This is a genomic window from Marinomonas profundimaris (assembly GCF_000508165.1).
Taxonomy (GTDB): domain Bacteria; phylum Pseudomonadota; class Gammaproteobacteria; order Pseudomonadales; family Marinomonadaceae; genus Marinomonas; species Marinomonas profundimaris.
Genome location: NZ_AYOZ01000023.1, coordinates 38909 through 64913 on the forward strand (window position 1 = coordinate 38909; position 26005 = coordinate 64913).

Consider the following 26005-nt stretch of genomic DNA (forward strand, 5'->3'; position numbering starts at 1 on the left):
ATTGCCTGAACCAAGATGAGCGATAAAACTACTTCAAGTAATAAAAGCATTTTGAATGACGCCGGCACTCGCGCCCTGATCTTTCAAGTAGTGCTTCTAGCAGTGGTTGTTTTCGTAGGTTATTACTTATTTAGTAACTTACAAGCCAACCTAGCTGACCAAGGTATTTCTACTGGTTTTGCATTTTTAAACCAACCAGCTGGATTTCCCGTTCTTATCCACCTAATTGATTACACAGAGGCTGACACCTACGGACGAGCGTTTGTTGTTGCCCTAATTAATACCGTTGTGATTTCCTTAATGGGGATCGTTTTAGCAACCATTATTGGTGTTGTAATGGGCTTAGCCCGTCTATCTAATAACTGGTTGGTTGCGCGTTTAGCAACGGTCTACGTTGAAACGTTGCGTAACATACCCTTGTTACTACAAATGTTTTTCTGGTATTTCGCGGTACTTGCAACCTTACCGATACCAAAAAACAGCATCATATTTGGGGATTTTTTCTTAAATAAACGCGGTATCTACTCTCCTAATCCAATCACTCAAGATGGATTTGGTATTGTCGTTGCTGGGTTTATCCTGTCTATTATTGCGTCTATCGCATTGATTGTTTGGGCGAAAAAACGCCAAACAAGAACAGGACTCTGGTTTCCTGCTTATTGGTCGTCTCTAGGATTAATCATCGTTATTAGCTTTTTAGCGTTGGCGGTATCCGGATTTCCTATCGAGTTTGATCTTCCACAGAAAAGTCGATTCAACGTCACTGGCGGTATGGTTCTTCCTCCAGAGTTTGTTGCGGTACTTGTCGCACTGTCTACTTATACCGGTGCCTTTATTGCCGAGATCGTTCGTGCGGGTATTATGTCGGTAAACTGGGGGCAAACTGAAGCGGCTCGTTCTTTGGGTCTAAAAGACAGTTTGACTCAGCGCCTGATTGTGTTGCCTCAAGCATTGCGCGTTATTATTCCACCGCTTACTAGCCAATTCCTAAACTTAGCGAAAAACTCCTCTCTTGGTGCCGCTATTGCGTATCCAGAGTTGGTTGCCGTAGTGATGGGCACGACGCTTAACCAAACTGGTCAAGCGATTGAAAATATCGGTCTTTGTATGCTCGTTTACGGAACATTGAGTCTTACGATTTCAATATTCATGAACTGGTACAACAAAAAAATGTCATTAACAGAGCGCTAGGAGGAAGAACATGGCTATTGAATTTAAACCATCACCAAGCCTTCCACCACCAGTGAATTCTGTTGGTGCGGTGGCGTGGGTTCGTCAAAATTTATTGTCGTCCCCACTTAACATTTTTTTAACGCTATTTAGCTTCTATATATTGTTTTTGCTTATCCCACCGGTTGTCGAATGGGGTATTGTCACAGCAACTTTTAGCGGTGCTTCTAAAGCTGATTGTACTGGAGCAGGTGCATGCTGGGCTTTCATTGGCGTGTACTTTGAACAGTTTATGTACGGCCTTTATCCTTCAGAAGAAACATGGCGTATTAACTTAGCCTTGATTCTATTGGTGGTTTTGGTGGGTACGTTTGTGGTTAAGACCGTCAACAAACTCTACTTATCCATTGGGATTGTGGTTGTTTACCCTATCATTGCTTACTTTCTGTTTGCTGGTGGTGTATTCGGTCTTGAAGTGGTTGAAACATCTCTATGGGGTGGCTTGTTCTTAACCACGCTGTTGGGTGTGGTTGGTATTGTTGCTTCTTTTCCTTTGGGTGTTTTGTTGGCGCTAGGTCGTCAATCAAGCATGCCTATCGCGAAATCGGTTTGTATCGTTTTCATCGAGACTATTCGTGCGGTTCCTTTGATCACTATCTTGTTCATGGCATCAGTAATGATTCCGTTGTTCTTGCCTGAAGGCATGAACTTCAACAAGCTTTTACGTGTTCTGATCGGTATTACCTTGTTCTCAGCTGCTTATATGGCAGAAGTTATTCGAGGTGGTTTACAAGCCATTCCGAAAGGCCAATACGAAGCCGCTGATGCAATGGGATTAACGTACTGGCAATCCATGGTCTTGGTCATTTTGCCACAAGCATTGAAATTGGTTATTCCAGGTATCGTAAACACCTTCATTGGTTTGTTTAAAGACACTACCCTTGTTTACATCGTGGGTATGTTCGATTTACTGGGTCGGATCCAAGCCGCTACGCATGATTCAAGCTGGCTAGGAACGACAATTGAAGGTTATGCCTTTGCGGGATTTGTGTATTGGTTGGCCTGCTTTGGCATGTCACGCTACAGTATGAGAATCGAGCGTAAGTTAGAAACTGGGCACAAGCGAAATTAGTTAAGAATTTGAGGTCTTTATAATGACAGATACAAATATGGCTCGTGCCCAACTAGAGCAGGGCGAATCAGCAATCATCGAATTTAACGATGTAAATAAATGGTACGGTGATTTTCACGTATTAAAGAACATCAACTTCAGCATCAAAAAAGGCGAGCGTATCGTTGTCTGTGGTCCATCTGGTTCTGGTAAATCAACGATGACTCGTTGTATTAACCGTCTAGAAGAGCACCAGAAAGGAACGATCCTAGTCGACGGCGTTGAAATGAATGATAACTTGAAGAACATCGAAGCAATTCGTAAAGATGTAGGCATGGTTTTCCAGCACTTCAACTTATTCCCTCATTTGACCATTTTAGAAAACCTGACGTTAGCGCCAATCTGGGTACGTAAAATGCCTAAGAAACAAGCGGAAGAAATGGCGATGCATTACTTGGAACGCGTAAAAATCGCCAACCAAGCATTGAAATACCCAGGTCAGCTTTCTGGTGGTCAACAACAACGTGTGGCGATTGCTCGTGGCCTTTGCATGCAGCCTCGCATCATGTTGTTTGATGAGCCAACATCGGCACTTGATCCAGAAATGATCAAAGAAGTATTGGATGTTATGGTTCAATTAGCGGAAGAAGGCATGACCATGGTGTGTGTAACGCACGAAATGGGCTTTGCTAAAACCGTTGCTGACCGTGTTGTCTTTATGGACGCTGGGGAAATCGTTGAAGCCAATGAGCCTCACGAATTCTTCGATAATCCACAACATGACCGTACTCAAATGTTTTTAAGCCAAATTCTAAATCACTAATACGTTACTTGGTTTTAAAATCTGTTATATTGACAAAAGCCCCTATAAGGGGCTTTTTTATTTCTGCCGTTTAACCATTGTTTTACAGGGAATTTTATGGAGTCTTCTCAAGACCCTCAACCAAGCCAAAAGCTACGTGTTGTGCATTTAGCGGATCATACCGGTCGCTTGCAGGTTATTTTTCCTGATAGCAATATGCTTGATATTTCTGCGGTATCTCGCATTACTAAACGACGCTTTGAGCCTGTGAGCAATTTTCACAGTTCTGGGGACCCTCTTATCCGGCCCAACAGTGTCACAACGATACTGGAAGCCAACATCCTTAAAGAGATGGCATTTTCAATTCGGACCAAAGTCAACGGGCACTACCACGACACAACCACAGAAGCCTTAAAAGACATGTTTTCTGGGCCTTTGAATCGCTTTGAGCCGATATCCATTGATACACAATTAATCAAACGCCCCGTCGACAATCATGAAGACGATGAAGAACAAATTCTTCAAGCACTTGGTCGTTTTCAATCTATTCGGCTGAAGCAGCGCTTAGAAGAAACATTGGAAATTCCGCCGTTACCGGCATCGTCACATCGGATCATTCGCCTGTCTTCAGACGCCACAGCAGGCACCGATGACCTGTGTGATGTGATTGCCCTCGATCCCAGTTTAGCCGCTCAAGTCGTTAGCTGGGCGTCATCGCCCTACTATGGCGCTCCTGGTTCAATCGAATCGGTAGAAGACGCGATTATTCGAGTCTTAGGCTTTGATATGGTGATGAACTTGGCACTTGGCCTTTCCATGGGAAATGCTTTCCAGGCGCCTGAAGATGGCCCACGTCACTACGAAGATTTTTGGTTAGATTCAGTATCTAATGCCGTCTTAATGGAATCTTTGGTGAAAGCCATGCCGATGCAAAAACGACCAAAGCTGGGACACGCCTATCTTGCTGGGCTGCTGCATAACTTTGGTTACCTCGCCATCAGCACGATATTGCCGCCACATTTTTCGATTCTTTCACGATACCAAGAAGCCAACGCTCACTTGTCTTCCGAATTGATAGAGATGCAAATTTTGCACTTTACGAAAGAACAATTAGGCTCTTGGTTATTACGCTATTGGAGCCTGCCAGACAACATTTGGACCGCCATCCGATACAGTAAAAAACCACACTACTACGGTGAACACGCGATGTTGGCCAAGCTACTGTATACCGCATTTCAACTGCGTAATGACGAAGATCTCGACCCATCCGTTCTACAGGAAATAGGCTTATCGCTTGAAGAAGCGGAAGCCTGCCGTGACGCCGTGTATCAAAAGTCCGCTGAGTTACAAAAAATGGTCGTCTTAATCAATAAAATGAATGCCTAACGGGTCGCTGCACAAAGGTCTCACTGCATTATGATATTAATGAACCCCACAGCGGCTCAGCAATTTGATTACCGCTGGGCGCCTATTCATCGCGTAAACAGAGTCAAGGTGCCCAATACGCTTTGGCCCTGGTTGGTGACTCAAGACTCTTTAACCGCGAAACTGCAGCATCTTGGCACATTAACAGTCGACGTCATCGACGACACATGGGGCGCGCCAACAGCACGGGAAAGAAAACGCCTCAAGTTACGACCCAGAGAAGCCGCACGAATTCGCACGGTATTACTCAAAGTCGATGGCAAAGCGGTGATTTACGCCCGCTCTATTATTCCCGCTAAATCGCTAAAAGGGCATTGGCGTCAAGTAAAGCGTTTGAAAAACAAACCCTTAGGCGGTTATTTATTTCAGCACCGAGCTCTGACTCGAAGTAACATAGAAATCACACAATTGCCCAAAAACATGTTCCCTAATCAACAAAATGCTTTATGGGCAAGACGCTCCGTGTTCCAACAATTTGGCCCCGGCATATTGGTAAATGAAGCGTTTTTTGAAGACATCAACCAATTGAAACCGCTGTTTGGATTCTTATGAGTAAGCTAAAAGATTACGCAGAACTAACAAGATTTAACCGCCCTATTGGCTCTTTTCTATTAATGTGGCCAACATTATGGGCTCTATGGCTTGCCGCTGATGGCATGCCAGAATGGCATTTGGTCATCATTTTTGTATTGGGCGTTTTTAGTATGCGCTCAGCAGGTTGTGTGATTAATGATTACGCCGATAGAAACGTCGATGGTAACGTAGACCGTACAAAAAACCGCCCTTTACCATCCGGTCGTGTATCAGAAAAAGAAGCGCTTTTACTCTTTGCCGCACTCTCTGTTTTGAGCTTCATCTTGGTACTCTTCACCGATCTACAGACAATTCTACTGTCGTTTGTCGGTTTAGGGCTGGCTGCTCTGTACCCTTTTATGAAGCGATATACCCATCTGCCTCAGCTTTTTCTCGGTTTGGCCTTTTCTTGGGCCATTCCAATGGCGTACAGTGCGCAAGGTGGCAATTTAACAAACCCTGAGCTTTGGATGCTGTTTGTTGCGAACTGCTTTTGGACCATCGCCTACGACACGTATTACGCCATGACAGACCGACCTGATGACATTAAGATCGGGGTGAAATCCACCGCCATTTTATTTGGCCGATACGACTTTTTTGTCATTCTGTGCCTACAAGGATTAACGCTATCATTATTGACATGGATCGGCGTTTTAGCTGAATTACATTGGCCATACTTTGTGTCATTAATCGTTTGTATCGGGCTTTTTTACCAGCAATACACACAAGCAAAAGAACGTGATAGACACGCTTGTTTTCGCTCTTTCTTAGACAATAACCGCGTAGGTTATTGTGTCTTTATTGGCTTGGTTGCAAACTATTTTATGTAATATATGGCAAAGATGTGACATTTTAACCAAACTGTCACATTGGGCCGCTTTAATGAAACCGTTCCTGAGATGAGGATAAATCCTGTGACCGGTAAAAAAGTATTAATAATTGATGACGAGTCTTCAATCCGCGAAATGATCGCGATTGCACTTGAAATGGCGGGCTACGAATATTTAGAAGCTGAGAACATTCAGCAAGCCCATGAAATCATCGTCGACCATCGACCAGATCTCATTCTTGTCGATTGGATGATGCCTGGCGGAAGCGGCATTGAGCTGACTCGTCGTTTGAAAAAAGACACTACGACGGCGGAAATTCCCGTTATCATGTTGACGGCAAAAAGCGAAGAAGACAATAAAATTCAAGGACTTGAAGTCGGTGCGGATGATTACATCACCAAACCATTTTCGCCACGTGAGTTGGTAGCGAGACTCAAAGCCGTATTGCGTCGAGCCACACCTCAAGGCATCGATGAACCGATTGAAGTCGACGGCTTGGTTCTTGATCCGATCAGCCAACGTGTCACCATTGGCACTCGCCCACTAGACATGGGACCGACGGAATACCGCCTACTAAAATTTCTCATGACCCACCAAGAACGCGCGTATTCAAGAGCTCAGCTGTTGGATCAAGTTTGGGGTGGCAATGTCTATGTTGAAGAGCGTACTGTGGATGTCCACATACGCCGTTTACGTAAAGCCATCGGCAGCTCTCATGACTCCTTGATACAAACCGTTCGAGGAACAGGGTACCGATTTTCAGCAAAAAGGTCTGTATGAAAACAATTTGGCGAAACACCATTCTTGCTTGGCTGGCGGGTCTTGGAGCCTGCATCGTAATAGGCCTAATTATTGGGCAATTATTGGGTGTTTTGCTGCTGTACACATTAGGGTCTTTATACTGGCAACTGTACCAGTTGTATCAATTTCATTATTGGTTACGCCATTCAGGTCGCGCGGCACCGCCTGAAGCCAGTGGTATTTGGGGCGAAGTCTTTGATGCGGTGTATCGATTGCATAAGAAACAACGCAAATCCAAACGCCGTATGCGCCAAGCGTTGACTCGCATTGAAAGCTCCACTACCGCCTTGAAAGAAGGCGTTATCATGGCCGACAATCAAGGCAATCTAGAATGGTGGAACAACTCCGCGGCGCACTTTCTGGGCTTGATGCGCCCGGTCGATCGCGGCCAAGTAATTACCAATATTGTCCGTAGCCCTGAATTTTTCCGCTATTTCAGCCAAAAACGCTTTGGTGAACCGTTAGTAATAAAATCACCAGCCAAAGACGGTGTTTATCTTGAAATCCAAACCACGTTGTACGATAAAAACGACCATCTGATTTTTGTCCGTGACGTGACGCGTCTACACTTACTCGAACAAATGCGCAAAGATTTTGTGGCCAATGCTTCCCATGAGCTAAAAACGCCTCTCACCGTCATAAAAGGCTACTTAGAAACGCTCGAGATGTTCAAAGACAGCCTGCCCGCGAGCATGCAAAAAGGCATCGTCAATATGTCAGAGCAATCCGAGCGAATGGAGCAACTGATTGAAGATCTTTTATTGTTGTCCCGCTTAGAAAGTAATGACAAACGGGAAGAGAACCAGTGGCATAAGGTCTCAGACTTAATACAAGCCGTCACTAAGGCCACTGCGCCTATATTGGACACGAAACACAGTTTGTCTATCAACATCCCTGAGGACGCTCGTCTCTACGGCTCATACAAAGAACTTTACAGTGCGTTTTCCAACCTTATCGTCAATGCCATCAAATACTCACCCGATGGCGGCGAGATCACCATTCAGTGGGAATCCAGTGAATTCAACGGTGTGTTTTCTGTCAAAGACACAGGATTAGGCATAGACCCAAGATACATTCCCCGCTTAACGGAGCGTTTTTTCAGAGTGGATAAAGGACGAGGATCAAAAACCGGCGGCACAGGACTGGGGTTGGCAATCGTGAAACACGTTTTATTGCATCATGATGCTAAGCTCCAAATACGCAGCCAACCAGGCCAAGGCAGTACCTTTTCCTGTCACTTCCCCGGAAATCGAATACGAACGGACAGCATTCCCGTTCAAAGCAACACGCCGTTAAGTATTGAAGAATAAAAAAAAGGAAGCACGATCACATGCTTCCCTTTTTAAAACATCAAACTCGTTCTATAAACTGTCGAACAACTGCTTAATAAACGCTTCTTTCTCACTGTCTTGGTCGATCAAACTTAGTGTCACGGTCAAGAAAGTTGAATCGTGTTTTTTCTCTGTCGTCGCCACGGATTGAATGTAGTAGTTCAGTCGATTAATCTTGCCGCCAAACTCCAAATCCAACACCGCTTGGCCAAGGACTTGCGGCACCACATCATCACTTTTAATAAACATCGTGGCTTCGGTTTTACTAAATTGAATCACCATGCAACGAAACTGCTTACTTTCAAAGCGAACTAACGTCGGCACCTTAACGTCCTTCACACCTTTTTCCGGTGCGACTGTCGTCGCCACTTCCGGTGGCGCAAATTTTGTCGCTTGCACAGACGCTGATTTACCCGCCCCCATCAAAACATCCAAAGAAGCCGTGCTTACACCACCAGGAGAAATAGATTCACGTGGTTTTTGCGCTGACAGTTTGCCTTCAAGGTTGTGCTTTTTCGCCGCTGAAATGACCTTGTTCGCCAGTTGTTCGCTCGAGAAAGGCTTACCAAGATAATCGGTCACACCAGACTGAACCGCTTCCACCACATGGCTTTTGTCGCCACGGCTGGTAATCATCACAAAAGGCACATCCTCTTTTTTATACTTGGGTTGCTCTCGACACCACTTAAGCAATTCCACACCGGTCATTTCAGGCATTTCCCAGTCACACAGCACCATATCGAACTGTGTTTTCGTGAGTAATTGCTGGGCTTTACGGCCATTTACGGCTTCTTCGATTTCTACCGCCGGGAACTGCTTACGCAAAGAGCGTCGAATCAGATCACGAGTGAAAGAGGCATCATCTACTACCAAAATTTTTAACGACATTAAAAAGTACCATCAGTGCGATCTAACAAAGCGGAAAAATCACCATGCTCTGATCGGAAAACAGAAATCCACAATAATGTGGCCGCCACAACCGCAATCGGCATAACGAATAAATTAAAAAACGGAATCGTCAAACTTACCATAACAATTCCGCCAAATGTCCAACATAACAAAGGCTTAGAACGCAGCGCCATTCTCATATCATGGAATTTTACCTTATTGTTATCAAAGGCATAATCCATGTACTGAAGCGACAACATCCACGCCGAAAACAACAGTAACAAAACGGGCGCGATCACATTCACCAGCGGTATAAAAGACAACAAAAGCAGCAAAATAAAACGCGGTAGAAAATACAAAATTTTCTGGCACTCTCTTTGCAGACTACGACCAATAATGGCCATGATGACGCCAGCGTTTAGGCTTTCATCGAACACTTTTCCCGTTTCTTTCTCTTCTACTTTTTCCGCCAAAAACGCCATAAATGGCGCGGCCAAAATATTCACACCCACAGAAAAACTATAGAACAAAAGCACACTAATGATAGCCGCAAATATCAGATAAAACAGCCAATTCAAAAAAGAGACCCAGTCGGGTAAATACCCCATTGCAGAATCCATTAGCGCTTGGAAATAACTGAATGCGACCATGTATAACAAGCCGACCAAAACAAAGTTCGCCAGCAAAGGCGCCAAGATGAACAGCCTTAAATCTTTCGACAGAACCAAGGGAAATGCTTTTAAAAAAGCCCCTGCGGCTTTAAATGGATGAGTGATCACGATGCCGTATTACCTTTTTGGTTAAGTTTTCCAGTAATGCAAAGAATATCATGAGGCCTTTCATGGCTCCATACAGCCTTACCAATCAACAACGTAATTAATACGAAGTGTCCCTTTTTTGAACCTAATAAACCTTAAAACGCATTTTTTAAAGTTCCCCTTGAAGATCCTTACATTTATTAGACGCATAACCTGATACGCAATTTCGATTGTGACCTTTAGGGAATTGGGGAACTATGAAAACGTAAGACGAATACAAACCAGTGCCGGTATGACGTCTAAACATAAAAAGGGCACACACAAAAGCTAACTAACAAGGGACATTATTCACATGAAAAAAACATTGCTCGCCAGTGCCATCATGGCCACTTCATTTATTGCTCTGCAAGCCCAAGCCGCCGACGTACCAGCCGGCGTAGAATTGGCCGCGAAACAAGAACTCGTTCGTGGTGGTGGTTCTGAACCCGCAACACTTGACCCACAAAAAATCGAAGGCACACCAGGTTCTGCTCGTTCACGTGACCTATTCGAAGGTTTGTATAACCAAGACGGCGACGGCAACCAAATCCCTGGCGTGGCAACAAGCTACGACGTAAACGCCGACAACACGCAATACACTTTCCATCTTCGTAAAAACGCAAAATGGTCTAACGGCGACCCAGTAACGGCGGAAGACTTCGTTTACGCCTTCACACGTGCGGTTGATCCTAAATTAGCGTCACCTTACGCATGGTTCATGGAAATCCCATCCATTGTGAACGCCACTAAAATCATCGCAGGTGAAGCACAGCCATCAACTCTTGGCGTGAAAGCTTTAGACGCGTACACATTCCAAGTGACACTAGAACGTCCGGTTCCTTATTTTGTAAAAATGACGTCTCACCAAACCATGTTCCCAGTGCCAAAAAAAGTGGTTGAAAAATGGGGCGATGACTGGACAAAACCTGAACACATGGTGTCTAACGGCGCATACAAAATGGACGAATGGGTAGTAAACGAGAAGATGGTATTTTCTCGTAATGCAAACTACTGGAACAATGCAAAAACCGTTATCAACAAAGTGACGTATTTGCCAATTGAGTCTCCAAACGCCGAACTAAAACGCTTCCAAGCGGGCCAAATGGACCTGAGCTACGAGCTACCAAACGACCATTACAAGCAACTGATGCGCGACATTCCAGAACAAGTAGTGGTAACGCCTTATTTGGGCACCTATTACTACCAATTCAATATCACCAAAGCACCTTACAATGACGTTCGCGTTCGTAAAGCCTTGTCTTACGCCATTGACCGCGACGTGATCACCAAGTTTGTGACAGGTGTTGGCGAAATCCCTGCGTATTCCTTCACACCAGAAGTGGTGAATGGCTTTAATCCAGCCGTACCAACTTATGCAACGTGGACACAAAAAGAACGTAACGAAAAAGCCAAAGCCTTGTTAGAAGAAGCCGGCTTCGATAAGAGCCACCCACTGTCTTTCAACTTGCTTTACAACACCAACGAAAACCATAAAAAAATCGCCATTGCGATTGCGTCTATGTGGAAAAAAACCTTGGGCGTAAACGTTATGCTGGAAAACCAAGAGTGGAAAACCTACTTAGAAACGAAAAAACATCAGCAATTTGATGTGGCACGTGCCGGTTGGATTGGCGACTACAACGAAGCGTCTACCATGTTAGATCTTCTAACCACCACACATGGTAACAACGACGGTAAATACAGCAACGCAGAATACGACAAGCTATTGCACGATGCTCGTACCATGCAAAATCCTGCGGCGAACTACAACAAAGCCGAAGAGATCGCCATCGAACAAGACATGGCCGTTGCACCCATTTACCAATACACCAATAAGCGTTTAGTGAAACCTTACGTGGGTGGTTACCAACCAAACCCAGAAGACAACATCTACGCGCGTGATATGTACATCATCAAGCACTAAGACAACGCGTTAAAGCGCATTGTCTTTTGAAAACCATGCCCAGCGGCGTGTCGTCGCTGGGCATCTCTTGAATTCCCTACAGGTTCCAAGTATTAGCCGCTGATAAGCGTGTCTAACACGGTAATATATATGTTTACATTTATTTCAAAACGCATCTTAGAAGCCATTCCAACCTTGTTAATCTTAATCACGGTGTCTTTCTTCTTGATGCATTCTGCGCCCGGCAGCCCGTTTTCCAGCGAGCGATCTTTACCGCCGGAAGTCTTGGCTAACATTAATGCCAAGTACCACCTAGATGAGCCAGTGATTAACCAATATTTTTATTACCTTGGTGGCTTAATTCAAGGCGATTTAGGTCCGTCCTTTCGTTATAAAGATTTCACCATCAACGAACTCATTGCACAGAGCTTTCCTGTTTCCGCAGAAATCGGTATTTGGTCTTTTCTCGTCGCGCTGATTCTTGGTGTGGGTTGCGGGATTATTGCGGCATTGCGGCAGAATTCATGGGTCGACTACAGCGTCATGGGGTTTGCTAACCTTGGCATTGTGTTACCTAATTTTGTATTAGCACCTTTGTGTATCCTATTTTTCTCTATTTACAACCATTGGCTTCCGCCCGGTGGCTGGAACGGCGGCGCTTGGCCTTACTTAGTCATGCCTGTCATTGCTATGTCCACCAGCTACATTGCACAGATCGCGCGTATCACACGGGGCAGCATGATTGAAACCATGCATTCCAACTTTATCCGTACTGCGCGAGCAAAGGGCTTACCGAAATACCGCATTATTTTTCAGCATGCTTTGCGCCCAGCCATGCTGCCGGTTATTTCTTATCTTGGACCAGCGTTTGTCGGCATTGTCACCGGTTCCGTGATTGTGGATGTGTACTTTGGAACCGGCGGAATTGGCCAGCATTTCATTAATGGCGCATTAAACCGCGATTACTCCATGGTCATGGGCGTCACCATTTTGGTCGGTACATTAACGATTCTATTCAACGCCATCGTTGATGTTTTATACGCGGTTATTGACCCGAAAATTCGCTACTAAGGCCTCTTTATTATGATTACTACAAAAGACAAAATTCAGGCCGTCGAACAGTTCGCCGAAAAAGTGGTGGAAATTGAAGGACGCAGTTTATGGCAAGACGCTCGTCGACGCTTTTTCTCCAACCACGCTGCAGTTATTAGCTTAGTGATACTTACGATGATTGCGGCGATTGCGTTGTTAGCGCCGTTATTCAGCCAATGGCATTACGAAGACATCGACTGGGAAGCACTGTCTGATATTTCGGTATTGGGTCGCCCCAACATCGAAAACGGCCACTACTTCGGCACAGACACGTTAGGCCGCGACATTTTTGTTCGCACCATGCAAGGCGGACAAATTTCGTTGCTGGTTGGCATTATGGGCAGTGCCGTGGCGATTGTCATCGGCACGCTTTACGGCGCGACATCTGGTTACCTTGGTGGGCGTGTTGATAGCGTCATGATGCGCTTCTTGGAAATTTTGAACTCGTTTCCTTTCATGTTCTTTGTGATCATTTTGATGACCTTATTTGGCCGTCATATCTTTTTGATCTTTGTCGCCATTGGGGCGATTTCTTGGCTCGACATGGCGCGGATCGTTCGCGGTCAGACGCTGAGTTTGAAAAACAAAGAATACATCGAAGCCGCCTACGCTTGCGGCGTATCCACGCCAAAAATCATCTTGCGTCACATTGTGCCAAACGTGCTCGGTATCGTCGTGGTTTACGCCACCTTGTTAGTACCCAATATGATCTTGCTGGAATCTTTCATCAGTTTCTTAGGGCTGGGCGTTCAAGAACCCATGACCAGCTGGGGCGCGCTGATTTCTGAAGGCGCTCAGAACATGGAAATTGCCATCTGGCAATTGGCTTGGCCGCTCGGTTTCTTAGTCGTGACCCTGTTTTGCTTTAACTTCCTCGGCGATGGCTTACGCGATGCGCTTGATCCAAAAGACCGCTAAGGAGATTTTATGACCATTTCAACCACCCAGAATTTGTTAGAAGTCTCTAACCTACGTGTGAATTTCAAAACACCAGACGGTTTTGTGACCGCGGTGAACGATCTGAATTTCACGTTAGAACAAGGCCAAACCTTAGGCATTGTGGGCGAATCCGGTTCCGGCAAAAGCCAAACCGCGTTTGCGCTCATGGGATTATTAGCCGGCAACGGCGTGATCGAAGGGGAAGCGCGCTTTGAAGGAAAAAACATCCTCGCGTTGAACGAACGTGAAATGAACCGCATTCGATCCAAAGAAATCGCGATGATTTTCCAAGACCCAATGACCTCGCTGAACCCTTACATGAAAGTCGGCAAACAGCTGATGGAAGTGTTAACGCTGCACAAAGGCATGAGCAAAGCCGAAGCGTTTGAAGCCTCTGTAAAAATGCTCGACGCCGTTAAAATGCCAGAAGCACGCAAACGCATGAACATGTATCCGCACGAGTTTTCTGGCGGCATGAGACAGCGTGTGATGATCGCCATGGCGTTGTTGTGCCAACCCAAACTCTTGATCGCCGATGAGCCAACAACCGCGCTCGACGTGACCGTGCAAGCGCAAATCCTCACCTTACTAAATGAGTTAAAAGACGACTTTAATACTTCCATTGTGATGATCACCCACGATTTAGGCGTGGTCGCCGGATTGTGTGACAAAGTCTTGGTGATGTACGCGGGTCAAACCATGGAATACGGCACAGCAGAAGACGTGTTTTATCGCCCGACGCACCCTTATACACAAGGTTTGCTAAAGGCCATTCCACGTCTGGATGCCAATGACGAAAAATTATCGACCATTGCGGGAAATCCACCCAACTTATTGCATTTGCCAGCGGGTTGTCCATTCCAAGCGCGTTGTGATTGTGCGAGCGATCGCTGTTTAGAAAGTATGCCAGCATTGCAAGAGTTTGCACCGGGTCAGCTTCGTGCTTGTCATAAATCCCTTGATGGGAGCGTTGCCTAATGAACACCTCAAATAATGTATTAATGGAAGTGAATAACTTAAAAGTGCACTTCAATATCAAATCCGATAACGCGTGGCCTTGGGAAAAAGGCCATGCGCTCAAAGCCGTCGACGGCGTTGACCTCACCATTTATGAAGGCGAAACGCTGGGTGTAGTGGGCGAATCTGGCTGCGGCAAATCCACCTTGGCGCGTGCTTTGTTGCGCCTTGTGCCGATTACCGACGGCAGCGTGGTGTGGCTCGGACAAGATTTAAGGGATCTTGATAAAAAACAAATGCGCAGCAAACGCCAAGAGCTGCAAATGATTTTCCAAGACCCGTTGGCGTCGTTGGACCCTCGGATGACCGTGGGCGATATTATCGCGGAACCGCTCAAAACCTTCCGTCCTGAGCTTTTGAAAGAAGACGTGAAAGCCGAAGTACGCAGCATCATGGATCGCGTGGGCTTGCTGCCTAACGTGATTAACCGTTACCCCCATGAATTTTCCGGCGGCCAATGTCAGCGTATCGGCATCGCGCGTGCCTTGATTCTAAAACCCAAATTGGTCGTGTGTGACGAACCGGTTTCTGCGTTGGATGTGTCTATCCAAGCACAAGTGGTCAATTTGCTGAAAGAATTGCAGGCAGAAATGGGCTTGTCGTTGGTGTTCATTGCACACGATTTAAGCGTGGTAAAACACATTTCCGATCGTGTATTGGTAATGTATTTAGGCAATGCGGTCGAATTGGCGAGTAAAAAATCGTTATACGATAACCCTCAGCACCCTTATACCAAGGCGTTATTGTCAGCGGTGCCTGTGCCCGATCCGAGGGTTGAACGAGGCAAGAAAATCCAGCTGTTGTTGGGCGACCTTCCTTCTCCGATTAATCCGCCTTCTGGCTGTGTTTTTCGAACCCGCTGCCCTCATGCAAATGAAAGCTGTGCACAGAAAAAACCGGCCTTACAAGCTTTGTCTAACGAGCATCAAGCGGCCTGCTCTCGTCTGGCTGAAATCGCTTAACCATTCATTCATGTAATGTTTGTAACAAAAGCCGTTTTGACAACACTCAAAGCGGCTTTTTCATCGGTTGAACAGGCGTATATTTCTATCCCTTTCAGATTAACGACAAATACCCGCGATTTTTGTCTATCATAGGAAATGTTCTTTCATCTAATTGTGTTAAGGCTGCTCACTATGCGTTTATTCGTTCCTTTCATTGTCGTTGTTGCTAGCCTTATTTCCAGTGCGTCTTTTGCCTTAGAGCAACCCAAAGGCCGAGTCATATTAACCGTGACAGGAGCGATCAATGCGACAAACTTGGAACAAAGCGCCGTGTTTGACCAGGCCATGTTGCAAGTGTTACCAACGCATTCAATTACGACACGCAACCCATGGACAAAAGGTCTGCATATGTATCAAGGCTTTTCCGCGGTGGATTTGCTGACCAAATTGGGCAATAAAGGCACATTGTTGAAAGTCACAGCGCTGAATCAATACATGACGGAAATTCCGCTGAGTGACTTTGTTGTCAATGGTGCCATTTTTGCCACACATCAAGACGGAAAGCCTATGAGTGTTAGGAAGCTTGGTCCTATTATGGTGATTTACCCGTTCGACCAGCGGGACGATCTCAAATCTGAAGTCTTTTATGGGCGCTCAATCTGGCAGGTTGACCGCATTGAATCAATTGTTTTAACGGAGTAAAACAATGCGTTTTTTTAAGGAAAGCGACTGGCAATCTACTTTTAGACAATCTGTTTGGTACAGCTTTATTGGCTTTATGATCGCCATTGCAATTGCCGTATTTGGTATCATTACCTACACCAGTGACAGCTCACAAAACAACAGCCGACGTATATTTGAAAGCTCTCTGTGGAATGCGCTACAGCTGCAAGTCCAATCTTATCGTTTTCTCAATTATCTGATTGAACTGGATGAGGCAGACTACCCACTGAATGGCCATGCGTTCTTTGAGTATGACTTACTCATGAGTCGGGTGGATTTACTCAGAGAAGGCCAAGTCGGAACGCTCATCCGCACCTTTGAAAATGGCCGCTCAACCAGGCTGCTCAACATAATTAATGGCGAACTGGAGTTACTGAGCTTCAATTTATCGAAAATGGAAAGCGGCGACGCCTCTTATCAATCCAACTTGATTGAACGCATTCGACGCATCGAAGGCCAAATCAACGAATTTGTCACGCTCGTCAACACCGGCAGCAATCAATACATCACCAGCGAACACCACGTACTTCAAAAGAATTTAAATTACATTCAGCTTTTATCCATGGCATTGCTCGTATGTTTGCTGCTGTTTGGCTTTTTTTCCATCCGAGGTTTGTCTGAACTAAGGCGCGCCTTTAAGCACAACAAAAAACTCACACTCGGCATACAAACCGTCCATGAAGACAAGGCCAATATGCTGGCGTTCATCAACCAAGAAATACGCTTTCCAGTGAATGCGATTCTCGGCGTGGCGAAAACGCTCAACCGCTCCACATCCAAAAACTTCACCGAAGCGTCCGCGAAACACATTGAAGAATCAGGGCTGCAGTTGCTTCAAACCATCGAAATGCTGTCTGATCTTGCGCTCATTGACGCAAAACAACTCACGCTGACGCCCACCACCGAACATTTGCCCAGCCACATAGAAGCCTGCCTTGCTCTATTTGAACCACAAATGACGCGAAAAGGCTTACAAAGTGTGGTCTACATAGACCCAAACTTGCCAGAATTTGTGTGTTTGGATTTTTCCCGTACCAAAGAAATCATTTCTGCCTTACTGCAAAATGCCATTTCCCACACCCCTTCTGGCAGCATCAGCTTACAGATCCGTCACTCGGCATTAAGCGCCTCTCAAACCGCGCTACCAGCCGGAGTAAAAGAAGCCAGCGTATTGCAAATTGCCCTTCGTGATACTGGCCTTGGTATGCCAAGCGAGTTACAACAAAACCTCAGAATCAACCCTGCGTTGCCCATGCAACAAGAAGGTCCGCTGCCGAGCAAAGTTGGCTTAAGTTTGGCGCTCTGCCATAAATTGGTGTATCTGATGAAGGGAGAAATGCATTTTTCCAGCGCGCCGCAGAAAGGCTGTGAATTCTGGATTGATATTCCATTTTATATCGAAAATACGAGTCCCATACCTCAACACACCGCCTTTCGTTGTCCGGACAAAACCGTAGCGCTGTTGATAGAAACGGACGCTCATCTCGCGAAGATCATCACGTTGCAATTGGCGACCTTTAATATCGAGGTCACTGTTTCAAAAGATGGTAGTTTCCAAGAGCACAAAGAATTCAACCTCGTTATCATTGGTAATACGCCAAAATATGAGCGCGAATCTCACGACGCTATTCAGCAACGAAAAGCCAAGGCTTGTCCGATATTCAGCTACCTTCCGGACGCCATAAACTACCCAGACTATGCCATTACTGCACTGCACTTTCCGTTGACGCAGAATCAACTAGAGTCATTGATTGCGCCTTTATTTCCTCAGTCAGCGACGTCGACAGAGGAGACTCTGTCATGATTAATCGCGCACAACTCGACAGCCTCACCCAATTCCTTGGGAAAGACGACATTAATCAAATACGTTTGCAATACACGCAAGACAGCTGCCTAAAAGTATCGTTGCTGTTGAGCGCGTGGCGGGAAAGGGACTATCAAGAACTGCAACGCTTAAGTCACTCGCTCAAGTCGTCCAGTTTGAATATGGCAATGCAGATGTTTGCGAAACAATGTCAGCAGATCGAAAAACTCGCGCCTCTGCATGATGATCAAGGGCTTCAAGCCATCATAGACACACTGCCAGCCCTTCACCAAGTATCACTGAAAGAGCTGGCGGCGTATTTTGCATCGTCAGATTAGATCGACCAAGTCATGTCAGTGGCGTCAATAAACGTCGCCACGAATGCCGAAATACCTGCTTGGTCAACGTCAGAAAAACGACCCGTTTTGGGACTGTCCATATCGAACACCGCCACCAGCTTGCCGTCGACAACAACCGGAAGAACCAACTCAGCGGCCGATGCGGCATCGCACGCAATGTGACCGTCAAAGGCATGAACGTCATCGATACGTTGAACCTGTCGCGTCTGAGCGGCCTTGCCGCACACACCACGACCGAACGGGATCCGCGTACACGCTACTTTGCCGACATACGGTCCGAGCACCAATTCTTCGCCCCGCGCAAAGTAGAAACCAGACCAATTCAGCTCGCCCACCGTTTGCATGACAAACGCCGAGAACTGAGCCGCGTTGCAGATAAAATCTCGCTCTCCGCTTAATAACGCCGCCAGCTGAGTATTAAGATCTTGATACGTGCTTTCAAGGGAAGCATGTGAACCAACGTCTATCGTAAACATCGTGTTTTGCACCAGATAAAACAAAAAAACGATGATAACAAAGTCTGTATCAGAGCCAACCCAAAAACGCTTTCTACTATGAAAAATTCACCTGAAAACAAATATTACTGGCACAAAAAAGCCACCGACCTTTTGACTCACGACTAACGTGTGACAAAAAATCGATGGCAGATAGATCCGTCGTTAAGCGCATCATTCCGCTCGTGAAGGAACTATTTTTCGCCTAGTTCATTCGCAAGGTCGTTGATGTGCATATGACGAACATCGACGCCTTTGACCATGAAGATCAAATGCTGACAAATATAACGCGAGTGATCCCCAATGCGTTCTAGCGCGCGAAGCACCCAAATCACATTGATTACACGCGAAATACTGCGTGGATCTTCCATCATGTAGGTCACCAAAGAACGCATCGCTGTGTTGTATTCTTGAGCAATTGCACGATCTTGCTTAGCCACTTTAACGGCGGCAGCAATATCCAAACGCGCGTATGCGTCTAGTGTGTCATGAATCATGCGTGACACCATTTGGCCAATGCGGTTGATCTCAACATAGCCGCGTGGCGACTCGCCTTCGTCGATCAAGTTTAGGGTAAGATTGGCGATTTTCTTCGCTTCATCACCGATACGTTCTAGCTCACCCACCGCTTTACTGATGGACAAGATCATGCGTAAATCCGTGGCAGCTGGCTGACGCTTAGCCAAAATACGCGTGCATTCTTCGTCAATCAAACCATCTAGTTGGTTGACCGTCGCTTCTTTGTCTTTCACGTCTTCTGCCAGAGAACCGTTGCTGTCCAGTAACGATTGAACCGCGTCCTGTACCTGAGTTTCAACAACACCACCCATGGTTAAAAAGTGCTGACGTAGTCTTTCTAGCTCGTTATTAAACTGCTGAGAAATATGATCCGTTGTTAACTCTTTCATAATGCGTCCTCCGCCTAGCCGTAGCGGCCCGTGATGTAGTCTTCTGTTTGTTGCTTGCTTGGATTCGTGAACAACGAGTTGGTATCACCAAACTCGACCAAATCCCCCATGTACATAAACGCGGTGTAATCAGAAACACGCGCCGCTTGCTGCATATTGTGCGTCACAATGGCGATGGTGAACTCATTCTTTAGCTCATGGATCAGCTCTTCAATCTTCAACGTTGAAATAGGATCCAAGGCCGACGCAGGCTCATCCAACAAAAGCACTTCGGGTTTTACCGCGACGGTACGCGCAATCACCAAACGCTGCTGCTGACCGCCAGACATGCCAAGCGCACTTTCGTGCAGACGGTCTTTTACTTCGTCCCATAGCGCAGCAGAACGCAGCGCCCACTCAACGGTTTCGTCTAAAAGGCGCTTTTTATTAATGCCTTGAATACGCAAACCGTACGCGACGTTTTCATAAATACTTTTAGGGAATGGGTTTGGCTTCTGGAATACCATACCAACACGACGACGCAACTCGGCGACGTCGGTGCCTTTGGCGTAGATATTTTCATCACGTAGGTTTATTTCCCCCGTAATACGACAGCCATCCACCAAATCGTTCATGCGGTTAAAACAACGTAATAGCGTCGATTTACCACAACCAGAAGGCCCGATAAACGCCGTCACCTTTTTCTCTGGAATGACCATGTTAACGCCTTTCAGCGCTTCTTTGTCACCGTAATAAAGGTGCAAGTCGTTGACAGAAAGGCAAACTTTTTCGTCTTCAATGCGCAAAGCCTGTTGGCTGCGCTGCATTGCTGAAATATCAATAGAGTGTGTTTTTGCGTCGCTCATAATAATCTCTTCTTAGCCGCTTACATTTCCAGCGATTTGTATTTTTCACGTAGGTGGTTTCGGATCGTTACTGCTGATAAGTTTAACAAAGCAATAACCAACACAAGTAAAAAGGCTGTTGCATAGACCAATGGTCTTGCGGCTTCTACATTTGGACTTTGGAAGCCCACATCATAAATATGGAAACCTAAGTGCATGAACTTCTGATCCAAATGGATGAACGGGTAATTCCCATCCAACGGCAAGGATGGCGCAAGTTTCACTACACCAACCAACATCAATGGCGCCACTTCACCGGCCGCACGAGCGACAGCAAGAATCACCCCCGTCATGATCGCAGGGCTCGCCATCGGCAAGACCACACGCCATAAGGTTTCGGCTTTCGTTGCACCCAACGCCAAGCTGCCTTCTCGCACATTGCGAGGAATACGAGACAAGCCCTCTTCCGTCGCCACAATTACCACAGGCACCGTTAATAGCGCCAATGTGATAGACGCCCACATCAAACCACCCGTACCGAATGTCGGCGATGGTAAGGCTTCCGGGAAGAACGCTTGGTCAATGCCAGACCCTAGGAAGTAAATAAAGAACCCTAAGCCAAACACACCGTAAACGATAGAAGGAACACCCGCTAAGTTATTGACGGCAATACGAATAATACGAGTCACCCAACCTTGTGACGCGTATTCACGTAAGTAAACCGCCGCTACCACACCAAATGGGGTAACCAAAACCGTCATCAGCAATACCATCATCACCGTACCGAAAATAGCCGGAAACACGCCACCTTCTGTATTGGCTTCACGCGGCTCGTCTGACAAGAATTCCCACAACTTGGTGAAGTAAAAACTCATTTTTTGGCCAACGTTCATCGCATTAGCGCGGTAAGCATGAACAATTTTCGCCACTGGCATTTCGTGTTCAGAGCCGTCCATCACTTGCACAACAAACGTATCACGATTAAACGCCTGATAAAGATCAATCAAGCTTTGCTGAAGACCTTTGTATTCTTCATCGTATTGACTACGCTCTACAGCAAGATCGGCTTCTGCTGCTGGCGTTAACTTGTCTTCTAGCTCAAGACGACGTTGCTTAAGACGAATGCGCTCAAGGGCGTAGTTGATCTTGCCAATGTCGCCTTTCTCAATGTCATGGATTTGGTCGTAAATCCCTGCCGCACGCTCAATGCTTGCTTCAAAAACCGCCCATGTCGCCAACGCAGAATCTGTTGGCGTAAGATCCGTCGTTTGAGACGTGATCTGACCATCTTCTTTCACTGCTTTGAGGTAACCGTATAAATTACCCCACTCACGACGTTCCGCCGTGAACAGCATGTCCGGACGCTGAGTGTTCGTGATGTATTCGTCGATCACCCAACGGAAATCGGAACCGTACACATCACGGTTACCGGTTTTCATTAAGGTACGTTGCATCAGCTGATGATTGTCTGGAATGTCGATGCCCGCTTCGCGCAACTGCGCTGCTGGCACTTCCAAACTTTCTACGCGCTCGGCGACGATGTTGTATTCCGACTCACCCGGCAAAGCGTAATGTGACTCCACCACGTCTGCAGGCCAGAAATGACCTAAACCACGTACGGCAATCAGCAATAACAAACCCAGCACCATGATGACGGAAATCGCCACCGCGCCGGCGTTAAGCCACACCCATGGATCACCTGATTTGACCCACTCGGATACGGACTTTTTCTTCATTTTCATTGGAGTACTCATTATAGCGACCCGTATTTTTTGCGTAGGTGCTGACGCACGGTTTCGGCGATTGTGTTCACGATAAAGGTGAAGATAAAGAGCACAAATGCCGCTAAGAACAAGATACGATAATGTGAACTGCCCACTTCAGATTCCGGCACTTCCACCGCCAAATTGGCAGCCAGAGTCCGCATTCCTTCAAAGATGTTCGCGTCCATAATTGGCGTATTACCCGTTGCCATCAAGACAATCATGGTTTCGCCCACCGCACGTCCCATACCGATCATGATCGCAGAGAAGATCCCTGGGCTCGCCGTCGGTAATACCACGCGCGTCATGGTTTGCCAGTAAGTGGCACCCAAGGCCAAAGACCCTTGGGTCAAGGCTTTCGGCACACTGAAAATGGCGTCTTCGGTAATCGAGAAGATGGTTGGAATCACCGCAAAGCCCATCGCAAAACCCACTACCAGCGCGTTTCGTTGGTCGAATGTGATGCCCAAATCGTGCGTTATCCAACCGCGAATGTTACCGCCGAAGAAGTTCAACTCGATGATAGGGCTTAGCGCCAAACAGAACCACGCCAAGAAAACGACCACTGGAATCAACACCAATGGCTGCCAGCCATCCGGCACTAACCAACGGATTTGCTGAGGCAAACGCGACCATAGATAAGCAAATATGAGAATACCGACTGGCAAGACCACCAAAATACTGAAGGTCGCGGCAAGGTTTTCTTCTAAGAAAGGCGCGAAAAACAAACCGGCTAAGAAACCCAGAATAACGGTCGGCAAAGCTTCCATTAACTCGATCACAGGTTTGATCTTACGGCGCAGCGCTGGCGCCATGAAGTACGCCGTGTAAATCGCACCACAAATTGCCAATGGCACGGCCATCAACATGGCATAGAACGCGGCTTTCAAGGTACCAAATGCCAACGGCATTAAGCTGTATTTTGGTTCGAAGTCATTGTTCGCCGCAGAAGACTGCCACGTATAAGTCGGCTCTTGATAGCCTTCATACCAGACTTTACCCCACAATGAAGACCAAGAGACTTCTGGGTGTTCATTGTCGACATGGTAGAAGTGCAAACCTTTCGAATCTTCTAGCAACAAACCATTCGCACGTGGCGCAAAGCTGATTAAACGCGCGGTGTTGTCGCTGAGTTTTTCGTCGATGACTTGGCGAGTCGATGTGGCGTTGTAAATCGCCACCAAACCACGTTCGTCCAAGGTTGCAAAGCCTTTACGACGTTGCTCCATGGCCAAATCCACCAAGGCAACCGGTTGTTTTACATCACGGATGAACGTCAGTTTTTCTTCGTTTGTCGCATCATTACGAACGTTGAACCATTGGCTCACACGGCCAGAAGAATCTGCAACCATGATGGACGACTTGCCCAATAGATACGTCATCGAGACCAATTTGGCGTCGCCGTTAAACAGTGACATTTCGTCTTTAAGTGCGATGTTATCAAAGTCACGCAGATCAAATTCACTCATTGCACCAGAGCGTGTGGCCACATAAAGATAGCGCTGATCACCACTCAACAGCATGCTAGCAACATCGGCAACGAACGGTAATGGCTCGCTTTGTTCGCTCAACTCCACTTCTTCGGTGATGAAGTTAACTTCTTTTGTCACCTTAGTAATGGCGCTGCTGTTGTCACCAATCGCGGCCATTGTCATAGCGTCACTGCCATCACGCAGTGTTAGCTTTTTGATCGCAAAGTCCGCCACATCAATCGCGTCTTCGCCATAAGGGTATTCAACGACTGGGGTGATTTTACGTTTGCCGTCTGGGTAAGAAATTCGGTAATCGTGTTTGACGATTAACGCTTTGCCATCTTCATAACCAAACGCCATCAAATGGCTGGTGTCTGACTCAACGGCAAAGGCGGTGACTTTTTCAGTACGAAGGTTTTTAACGGTGTCGATTACGCTGCCATCCGCAACAGAGAAAAATACGATGCTGCCATTACTCGCTACTCGCATACCGACTTCGGCTTGTTCTTCCGTCGTTAAGTAGAGACTTTCACCTTGATCTTCTGCCGGCATCGAATAGCTGGCCTCAAGATCAATACTAGCGCTCGAAAACAGCGGCGCCACTTCATAAAGTAAATAGAAACAGATCAGAAGCACAGCCAAAATAACGCTGCTGCCTCCAATGGCAATGCCCATGCCGGCCATACGGTCCTTCAGGGCGCGAATTTTACGATGACGCTTTAAAGCTGGCGTATTGAAATCCAGTTCAGGCATCCGATGGTCAGTTGGTTTAGTCATCCGCATTCATCTTTGTTGTGTGACATTTTATATATGACAGTAGTGTGACAGCTAACAGAACAAGAAAAGTAGGAGAGCTTCTCAGCCCTCCTACTCTAAACACCTTATTCCTAAGCTCGCTACGGCGTTGCTTAGTTAATACCTAGATCGTTTAGGTATTTGTTGGCTACTTTCGATGGTAGAGGAACATAACCGTCTTTTACGACAACCTCTTGACCCATTTTAGAAAGAACCATCTTAACAAACTCACGCTGTAATGGAGCAAGTGGCTTGTTAGGTGCTTTGTTTACATAAACGTAAAGGAAGCGAGACAGTGGGTATTTACCTGTTGCTGCGTTATCAATTGTTGCATCGATAAACGCGCCGCCTTCTTTCTTCGTTAGTGGTACAGCACGTACAGAAGACGTTTTGTAGCCAATACCAGAGTAACCGATACCGTTAAGAGAAGTAGAAACAGACTGAACAACAGACGCAGAACCTGGTTGCTCGTTCACACTGTTTTTGTAATCGCCTTTGAAAAGCGCGTGTTCTTTAAAGTAACCGTAAGTACCAGACACTGAGTTACGACCGAACAACTGAATGTCGCGATTCGCCCAAGCTCCGGATAGGCCTGCTTTGCCCCAAGATGTGATGTCTTCGCTGTGGCCACCCTTACGAGTAGAAGAGAAGATCGCATCAACTTCAGGAAGAGACAAACCTTTGATTGGGTTATCTTTATGTACGAAAACCGCAAGTGCATCGATTGCTACTGGAACCGCTGTTGGCTTGTAGCCGTATTTTTTCTCAAATGCTGCGATTTCTTTGTCTTTCATCTTACGAGACATAGGGCCGAAGTTAGACGTGCCTTCTGTCAATGCTGGTGGCGCAGTAGAAGAGCCAGCCGCTTGAATTTGAATGTTTACATTTGGGTATAGACGCTTGAAGTCTTCCGCCCACAATGTCATCAAGTTTGCTAATGTGTCAGAGCCAACACTTGAAATATTTCCTGAAACGCCGCTTGCCTTGTTATAAGACATCAAATTTGAATCAACATCTGCAAAAGCGTTAACAGAAACGCCTACTGCTGCTGTCATTGCTAAACCTGCAACTAGTTTTTTCATCACATAAACCTCAGTGGTTATAGTCAAATATTTATGAGCGACTGCTCATTGCTCGTTTGATGTTTCGTACTATAGAAAAGTTATGTGACAGTTATGTTAAAGAATGAAATATTTCAAAAAAATATTGAGAGGGGTTGATGAACAAATTGAGATTGAGG

Annotated in this window: 24 protein-coding genes; 16 read left to right on the forward strand and 8 right to left on the reverse strand. The window is 46.3% G+C overall.

Annotated elements, in window-relative coordinates:
- Positions 1-15: 15 nt before the first annotated feature.
- The 8 genes from D104_RS29380 (at position 16) to phoR (ending at position 8022) form a co-directional block, all read left to right on the forward strand.
- A complete protein-coding gene (locus D104_RS29380) occupies positions 16-1191 on the forward strand; it encodes an amino acid ABC transporter permease (RefSeq protein WP_024024222.1) in 1176 nt (391 codons plus the stop codon).
- 10 nt (positions 1192-1201) lie between these two features.
- Complete coding sequence (locus tag D104_RS29385) at positions 1202-2302, forward strand: amino acid ABC transporter permease (RefSeq protein ID WP_024024223.1); 1101 nt, start codon at positions 1202-1204, stop codon at positions 2300-2302.
- 22 nt (positions 2303-2324) lie between these two features.
- Complete coding sequence (locus D104_RS29390) at positions 2325-3104, forward strand: amino acid ABC transporter ATP-binding protein (protein ID WP_024024224.1); 780 nt, start codon at positions 2325-2327, stop codon at positions 3102-3104.
- A 96-nt stretch (positions 3105-3200) separates the two neighbouring features.
- Entirely contained in the window at positions 3201-4469 is a 1269-nt protein-coding gene (locus tag D104_RS29395) for an HDOD domain-containing protein (protein WP_024024225.1), read from the forward strand.
- Positions 4470-4499: 30 nt separating this feature from the next.
- On the forward strand, positions 4500-5060 hold the full coding sequence (locus tag D104_RS29400) for a chorismate--pyruvate lyase family protein (RefSeq protein WP_024024226.1): 561 nt from the start codon (positions 4500-4502) through the stop codon (positions 5058-5060).
- Complete coding sequence (gene ubiA, locus D104_RS29405; protein WP_024024227.1) at positions 5057-5911, forward strand: 4-hydroxybenzoate octaprenyltransferase; 855 nt, start codon at positions 5057-5059, stop codon at positions 5909-5911. The genes D104_RS29400 and ubiA overlap by 4 nt, the downstream gene beginning before the upstream one ends.
- An 84-nt stretch (positions 5912-5995) precedes the next feature.
- Positions 5996-6691, forward strand: a complete 696-nt coding sequence (gene phoB / locus D104_RS29410) for a phosphate regulon transcriptional regulator PhoB (RefSeq protein ID WP_031214941.1) — start codon at positions 5996-5998, stop codon at positions 6689-6691.
- Positions 6688-8022 (forward strand): phosphate regulon sensor histidine kinase PhoR, encoded by a 1335-nt coding sequence (gene phoR, locus D104_RS29415; protein ID WP_024024229.1) that lies wholly within the window; start codon positions 6688-6690, stop codon positions 8020-8022. The genes phoB and phoR overlap by 4 nt, the downstream gene beginning before the upstream one ends.
- Before the next feature lie 51 nt (positions 8023-8073).
- On the opposite strand, the gene D104_RS29420 is transcribed toward phoR, so the two are convergent.
- Together D104_RS29420 and cysZ are read right to left on the reverse strand one after the other, a co-directional pair.
- On the reverse strand, positions 8074-8931 hold the full coding sequence (locus tag D104_RS29420) for a response regulator (protein ID WP_024024230.1): 858 nt from the start codon (positions 8929-8931) through the stop codon (positions 8074-8076).
- On the reverse strand, positions 8931-9710 hold the full coding sequence (gene cysZ, locus D104_RS29425; protein WP_024024231.1) for a sulfate transporter CysZ: 780 nt from the start codon (positions 9708-9710) through the stop codon (positions 8931-8933). The genes D104_RS29420 and cysZ overlap by 1 nt, the downstream gene beginning before the upstream one ends.
- A gap of 331 nt (positions 9711-10041) precedes the next feature.
- On the opposite strand from cysZ, the gene D104_RS29430 reads away from it, so the two are divergent.
- The 8 genes from D104_RS29430 to D104_RS29465 all read left to right on the forward strand — a co-directional run bounded on the left by D104_RS29430 (position 10042) and on the right by D104_RS29465 (position 18488).
- Complete coding sequence (locus D104_RS29430; protein WP_024024232.1) at positions 10042-11652, forward strand: ABC transporter substrate-binding protein; 1611 nt, start codon at positions 10042-10044, stop codon at positions 11650-11652.
- A 129-nt stretch (positions 11653-11781) separates the two neighbouring features.
- On the forward strand, positions 11782-12702 hold the full coding sequence (oppB, locus tag D104_RS29435; RefSeq protein ID WP_024024233.1) for an oligopeptide ABC transporter permease OppB: 921 nt from the start codon (positions 11782-11784) through the stop codon (positions 12700-12702).
- A 12-nt stretch (positions 12703-12714) separates the two neighbouring features.
- Positions 12715-13641 carry an oligopeptide ABC transporter permease OppC gene (gene oppC / locus D104_RS29440; protein ID WP_024024234.1) on the forward strand — a complete coding sequence of 309 codons (927 nt, stop codon included), beginning with the start codon at positions 12715-12717 and terminating at the stop codon, positions 13639-13641.
- A gap of 9 nt (positions 13642-13650) precedes the next feature.
- The gene (gene oppD / locus D104_RS29445; RefSeq protein WP_024024235.1) at positions 13651-14640 is read left to right on the forward strand and encodes an oligopeptide ABC transporter ATP-binding protein OppD; all 990 of its coding nucleotides are present in this window, start codon (positions 13651-13653) and stop codon (positions 14638-14640) included.
- The gene (oppF, locus tag D104_RS29450; protein ID WP_024024236.1) at positions 14640-15641 is read left to right on the forward strand and encodes a murein tripeptide/oligopeptide ABC transporter ATP binding protein OppF; all 1002 of its coding nucleotides are present in this window, start codon (positions 14640-14642) and stop codon (positions 15639-15641) included. Before oppD ends, oppF begins: the two co-directional genes overlap by 1 nt.
- A gap of 174 nt (positions 15642-15815) precedes the next feature.
- Positions 15816-16325, forward strand: coding sequence for a hypothetical protein (locus D104_RS29455; RefSeq protein WP_024024237.1), 510 nt, complete (start codon positions 15816-15818; stop codon positions 16323-16325).
- Between the two features lie 4 nt (positions 16326-16329).
- Entirely contained in the window at positions 16330-18150 is a 1821-nt protein-coding gene (locus D104_RS29460) for a sensor histidine kinase (protein ID WP_024024238.1), read from the forward strand.
- Positions 18147-18488 carry an Hpt domain-containing protein gene (locus D104_RS29465; RefSeq protein WP_024024239.1) on the forward strand — a complete coding sequence of 114 codons (342 nt, stop codon included), beginning with the start codon at positions 18147-18149 and terminating at the stop codon, positions 18486-18488. The genes D104_RS29460 and D104_RS29465 overlap by 4 nt, the downstream gene beginning before the upstream one ends.
- Here D104_RS29465 and D104_RS29470 read toward each other — a convergent pair.
- The 6 genes from D104_RS29470 to D104_RS29495 form a co-directional block, all read right to left on the reverse strand.
- Positions 18485-18985, reverse strand: a complete 501-nt coding sequence (locus D104_RS29470) for a GAF domain-containing protein (RefSeq protein ID WP_024024240.1) — start codon at positions 18983-18985, stop codon at positions 18485-18487. The two genes, D104_RS29465 and D104_RS29470, sit on opposite strands and share 4 nt — an antisense overlap.
- Before the next feature lie 212 nt (positions 18986-19197).
- Positions 19198-19911, reverse strand: a complete 714-nt coding sequence (phoU, locus tag D104_RS29475; protein WP_024024241.1) for a phosphate signaling complex protein PhoU — start codon at positions 19909-19911, stop codon at positions 19198-19200.
- Positions 19912-19925: 14 nt separating this feature from the next.
- Complete coding sequence (pstB, locus tag D104_RS29480) at positions 19926-20756, reverse strand: phosphate ABC transporter ATP-binding protein PstB (RefSeq protein WP_024024242.1); 831 nt, start codon at positions 20754-20756, stop codon at positions 19926-19928.
- A 20-nt stretch (positions 20757-20776) separates the two neighbouring features.
- Positions 20777-22477, reverse strand: coding sequence for a phosphate ABC transporter permease PstA (pstA, locus tag D104_RS29485; RefSeq protein ID WP_031214943.1), 1701 nt, complete (start codon positions 22475-22477; stop codon positions 20777-20779).
- 11 nt (positions 22478-22488) lie between these two features.
- Positions 22489-24747 carry an ABC transporter permease subunit gene (locus D104_RS29490; RefSeq protein ID WP_031214944.1) on the reverse strand — a complete coding sequence of 753 codons (2259 nt, stop codon included), beginning with the start codon at positions 24745-24747 and terminating at the stop codon, positions 22489-22491.
- 131 nt (positions 24748-24878) lie between these two features.
- Positions 24879-25847, reverse strand: coding sequence for a PstS family phosphate ABC transporter substrate-binding protein (locus tag D104_RS29495; RefSeq protein WP_024024245.1), 969 nt, complete (start codon positions 25845-25847; stop codon positions 24879-24881).
- Positions 25848-26005 lie beyond the last annotated feature (158 nt).

Coding starts and splice junctions, on each gene's coding strand:
- ubiA (WP_024024227.1), top strand. CDS start 5,057: ATGAGTAAGCTAAAAGATTACGCAGAACTAACAAGATTTAACCGCCCT.
- oppB (WP_024024233.1), top strand. CDS start 11,782: ATGTTTACATTTATTTCAAAACGCATCTTAGAAGCCATTCCAACCTTG.
- D104_RS29465 (WP_024024239.1), top strand. CDS start 18,147: ATGATTAATCGCGCACAACTCGACAGCCTCACCCAATTCCTTGGGAAA.
- oppC (WP_024024234.1), top strand. CDS start 12,715: ATGATTACTACAAAAGACAAAATTCAGGCCGTCGAACAGTTCGCCGAA.
- D104_RS29395 (WP_024024225.1), top strand. CDS start 3,201: ATGGAGTCTTCTCAAGACCCTCAACCAAGCCAAAAGCTACGTGTTGTG.
- oppD (WP_024024235.1), top strand. CDS start 13,651: ATGACCATTTCAACCACCCAGAATTTGTTAGAAGTCTCTAACCTACGT.
- D104_RS29470 (WP_024024240.1), bottom strand. CDS start 18,985: ATGTTTACGATAGACGTTGGTTCACATGCTTCCCTTGAAAGCACGTAT.
- D104_RS29495 (WP_024024245.1), bottom strand. CDS start 25,847: ATGAAAAAACTAGTTGCAGGTTTAGCAATGACAGCAGCAGTAGGCGTT.
- phoR (WP_024024229.1), top strand. CDS start 6,688: ATGAAAACAATTTGGCGAAACACCATTCTTGCTTGGCTGGCGGGTCTT.
- D104_RS29420 (WP_024024230.1), bottom strand. CDS start 8,931: ATGTCGTTAAAAATTTTGGTAGTAGATGATGCCTCTTTCACTCGTGAT.
- D104_RS29400 (WP_024024226.1), top strand. CDS start 4,500: ATGATATTAATGAACCCCACAGCGGCTCAGCAATTTGATTACCGCTGG.
- D104_RS29460 (WP_024024238.1), top strand. CDS start 16,330: ATGCGTTTTTTTAAGGAAAGCGACTGGCAATCTACTTTTAGACAATCT.
- pstB (WP_024024242.1), bottom strand. CDS start 20,756: ATGAGCGACGCAAAAACACACTCTATTGATATTTCAGCAATGCAGCGC.
- D104_RS29385 (WP_024024223.1), top strand. CDS start 1,202: ATGGCTATTGAATTTAAACCATCACCAAGCCTTCCACCACCAGTGAAT.
- phoU (WP_024024241.1), bottom strand. CDS start 19,911: ATGAAAGAGTTAACAACGGATCATATTTCTCAGCAGTTTAATAACGAG.
- oppF (WP_024024236.1), top strand. CDS start 14,640: ATGAACACCTCAAATAATGTATTAATGGAAGTGAATAACTTAAAAGTG.
- pstA (WP_031214943.1), bottom strand. CDS start 22,477: ATGAAAATGAAGAAAAAGTCCGTATCCGAGTGGGTCAAATCAGGTGAT.
- D104_RS29390 (WP_024024224.1), top strand. CDS start 2,325: ATGACAGATACAAATATGGCTCGTGCCCAACTAGAGCAGGGCGAATCA.
- D104_RS29490 (WP_031214944.1), bottom strand. CDS start 24,747: ATGACTAAACCAACTGACCATCGGATGCCTGAACTGGATTTCAATACG.
- D104_RS29455 (WP_024024237.1), top strand. CDS start 15,816: ATGCGTTTATTCGTTCCTTTCATTGTCGTTGTTGCTAGCCTTATTTCC.
- D104_RS29380 (WP_024024222.1), top strand. CDS start 16: ATGAGCGATAAAACTACTTCAAGTAATAAAAGCATTTTGAATGACGCC.
- D104_RS29430 (WP_024024232.1), top strand. CDS start 10,042: ATGAAAAAAACATTGCTCGCCAGTGCCATCATGGCCACTTCATTTATT.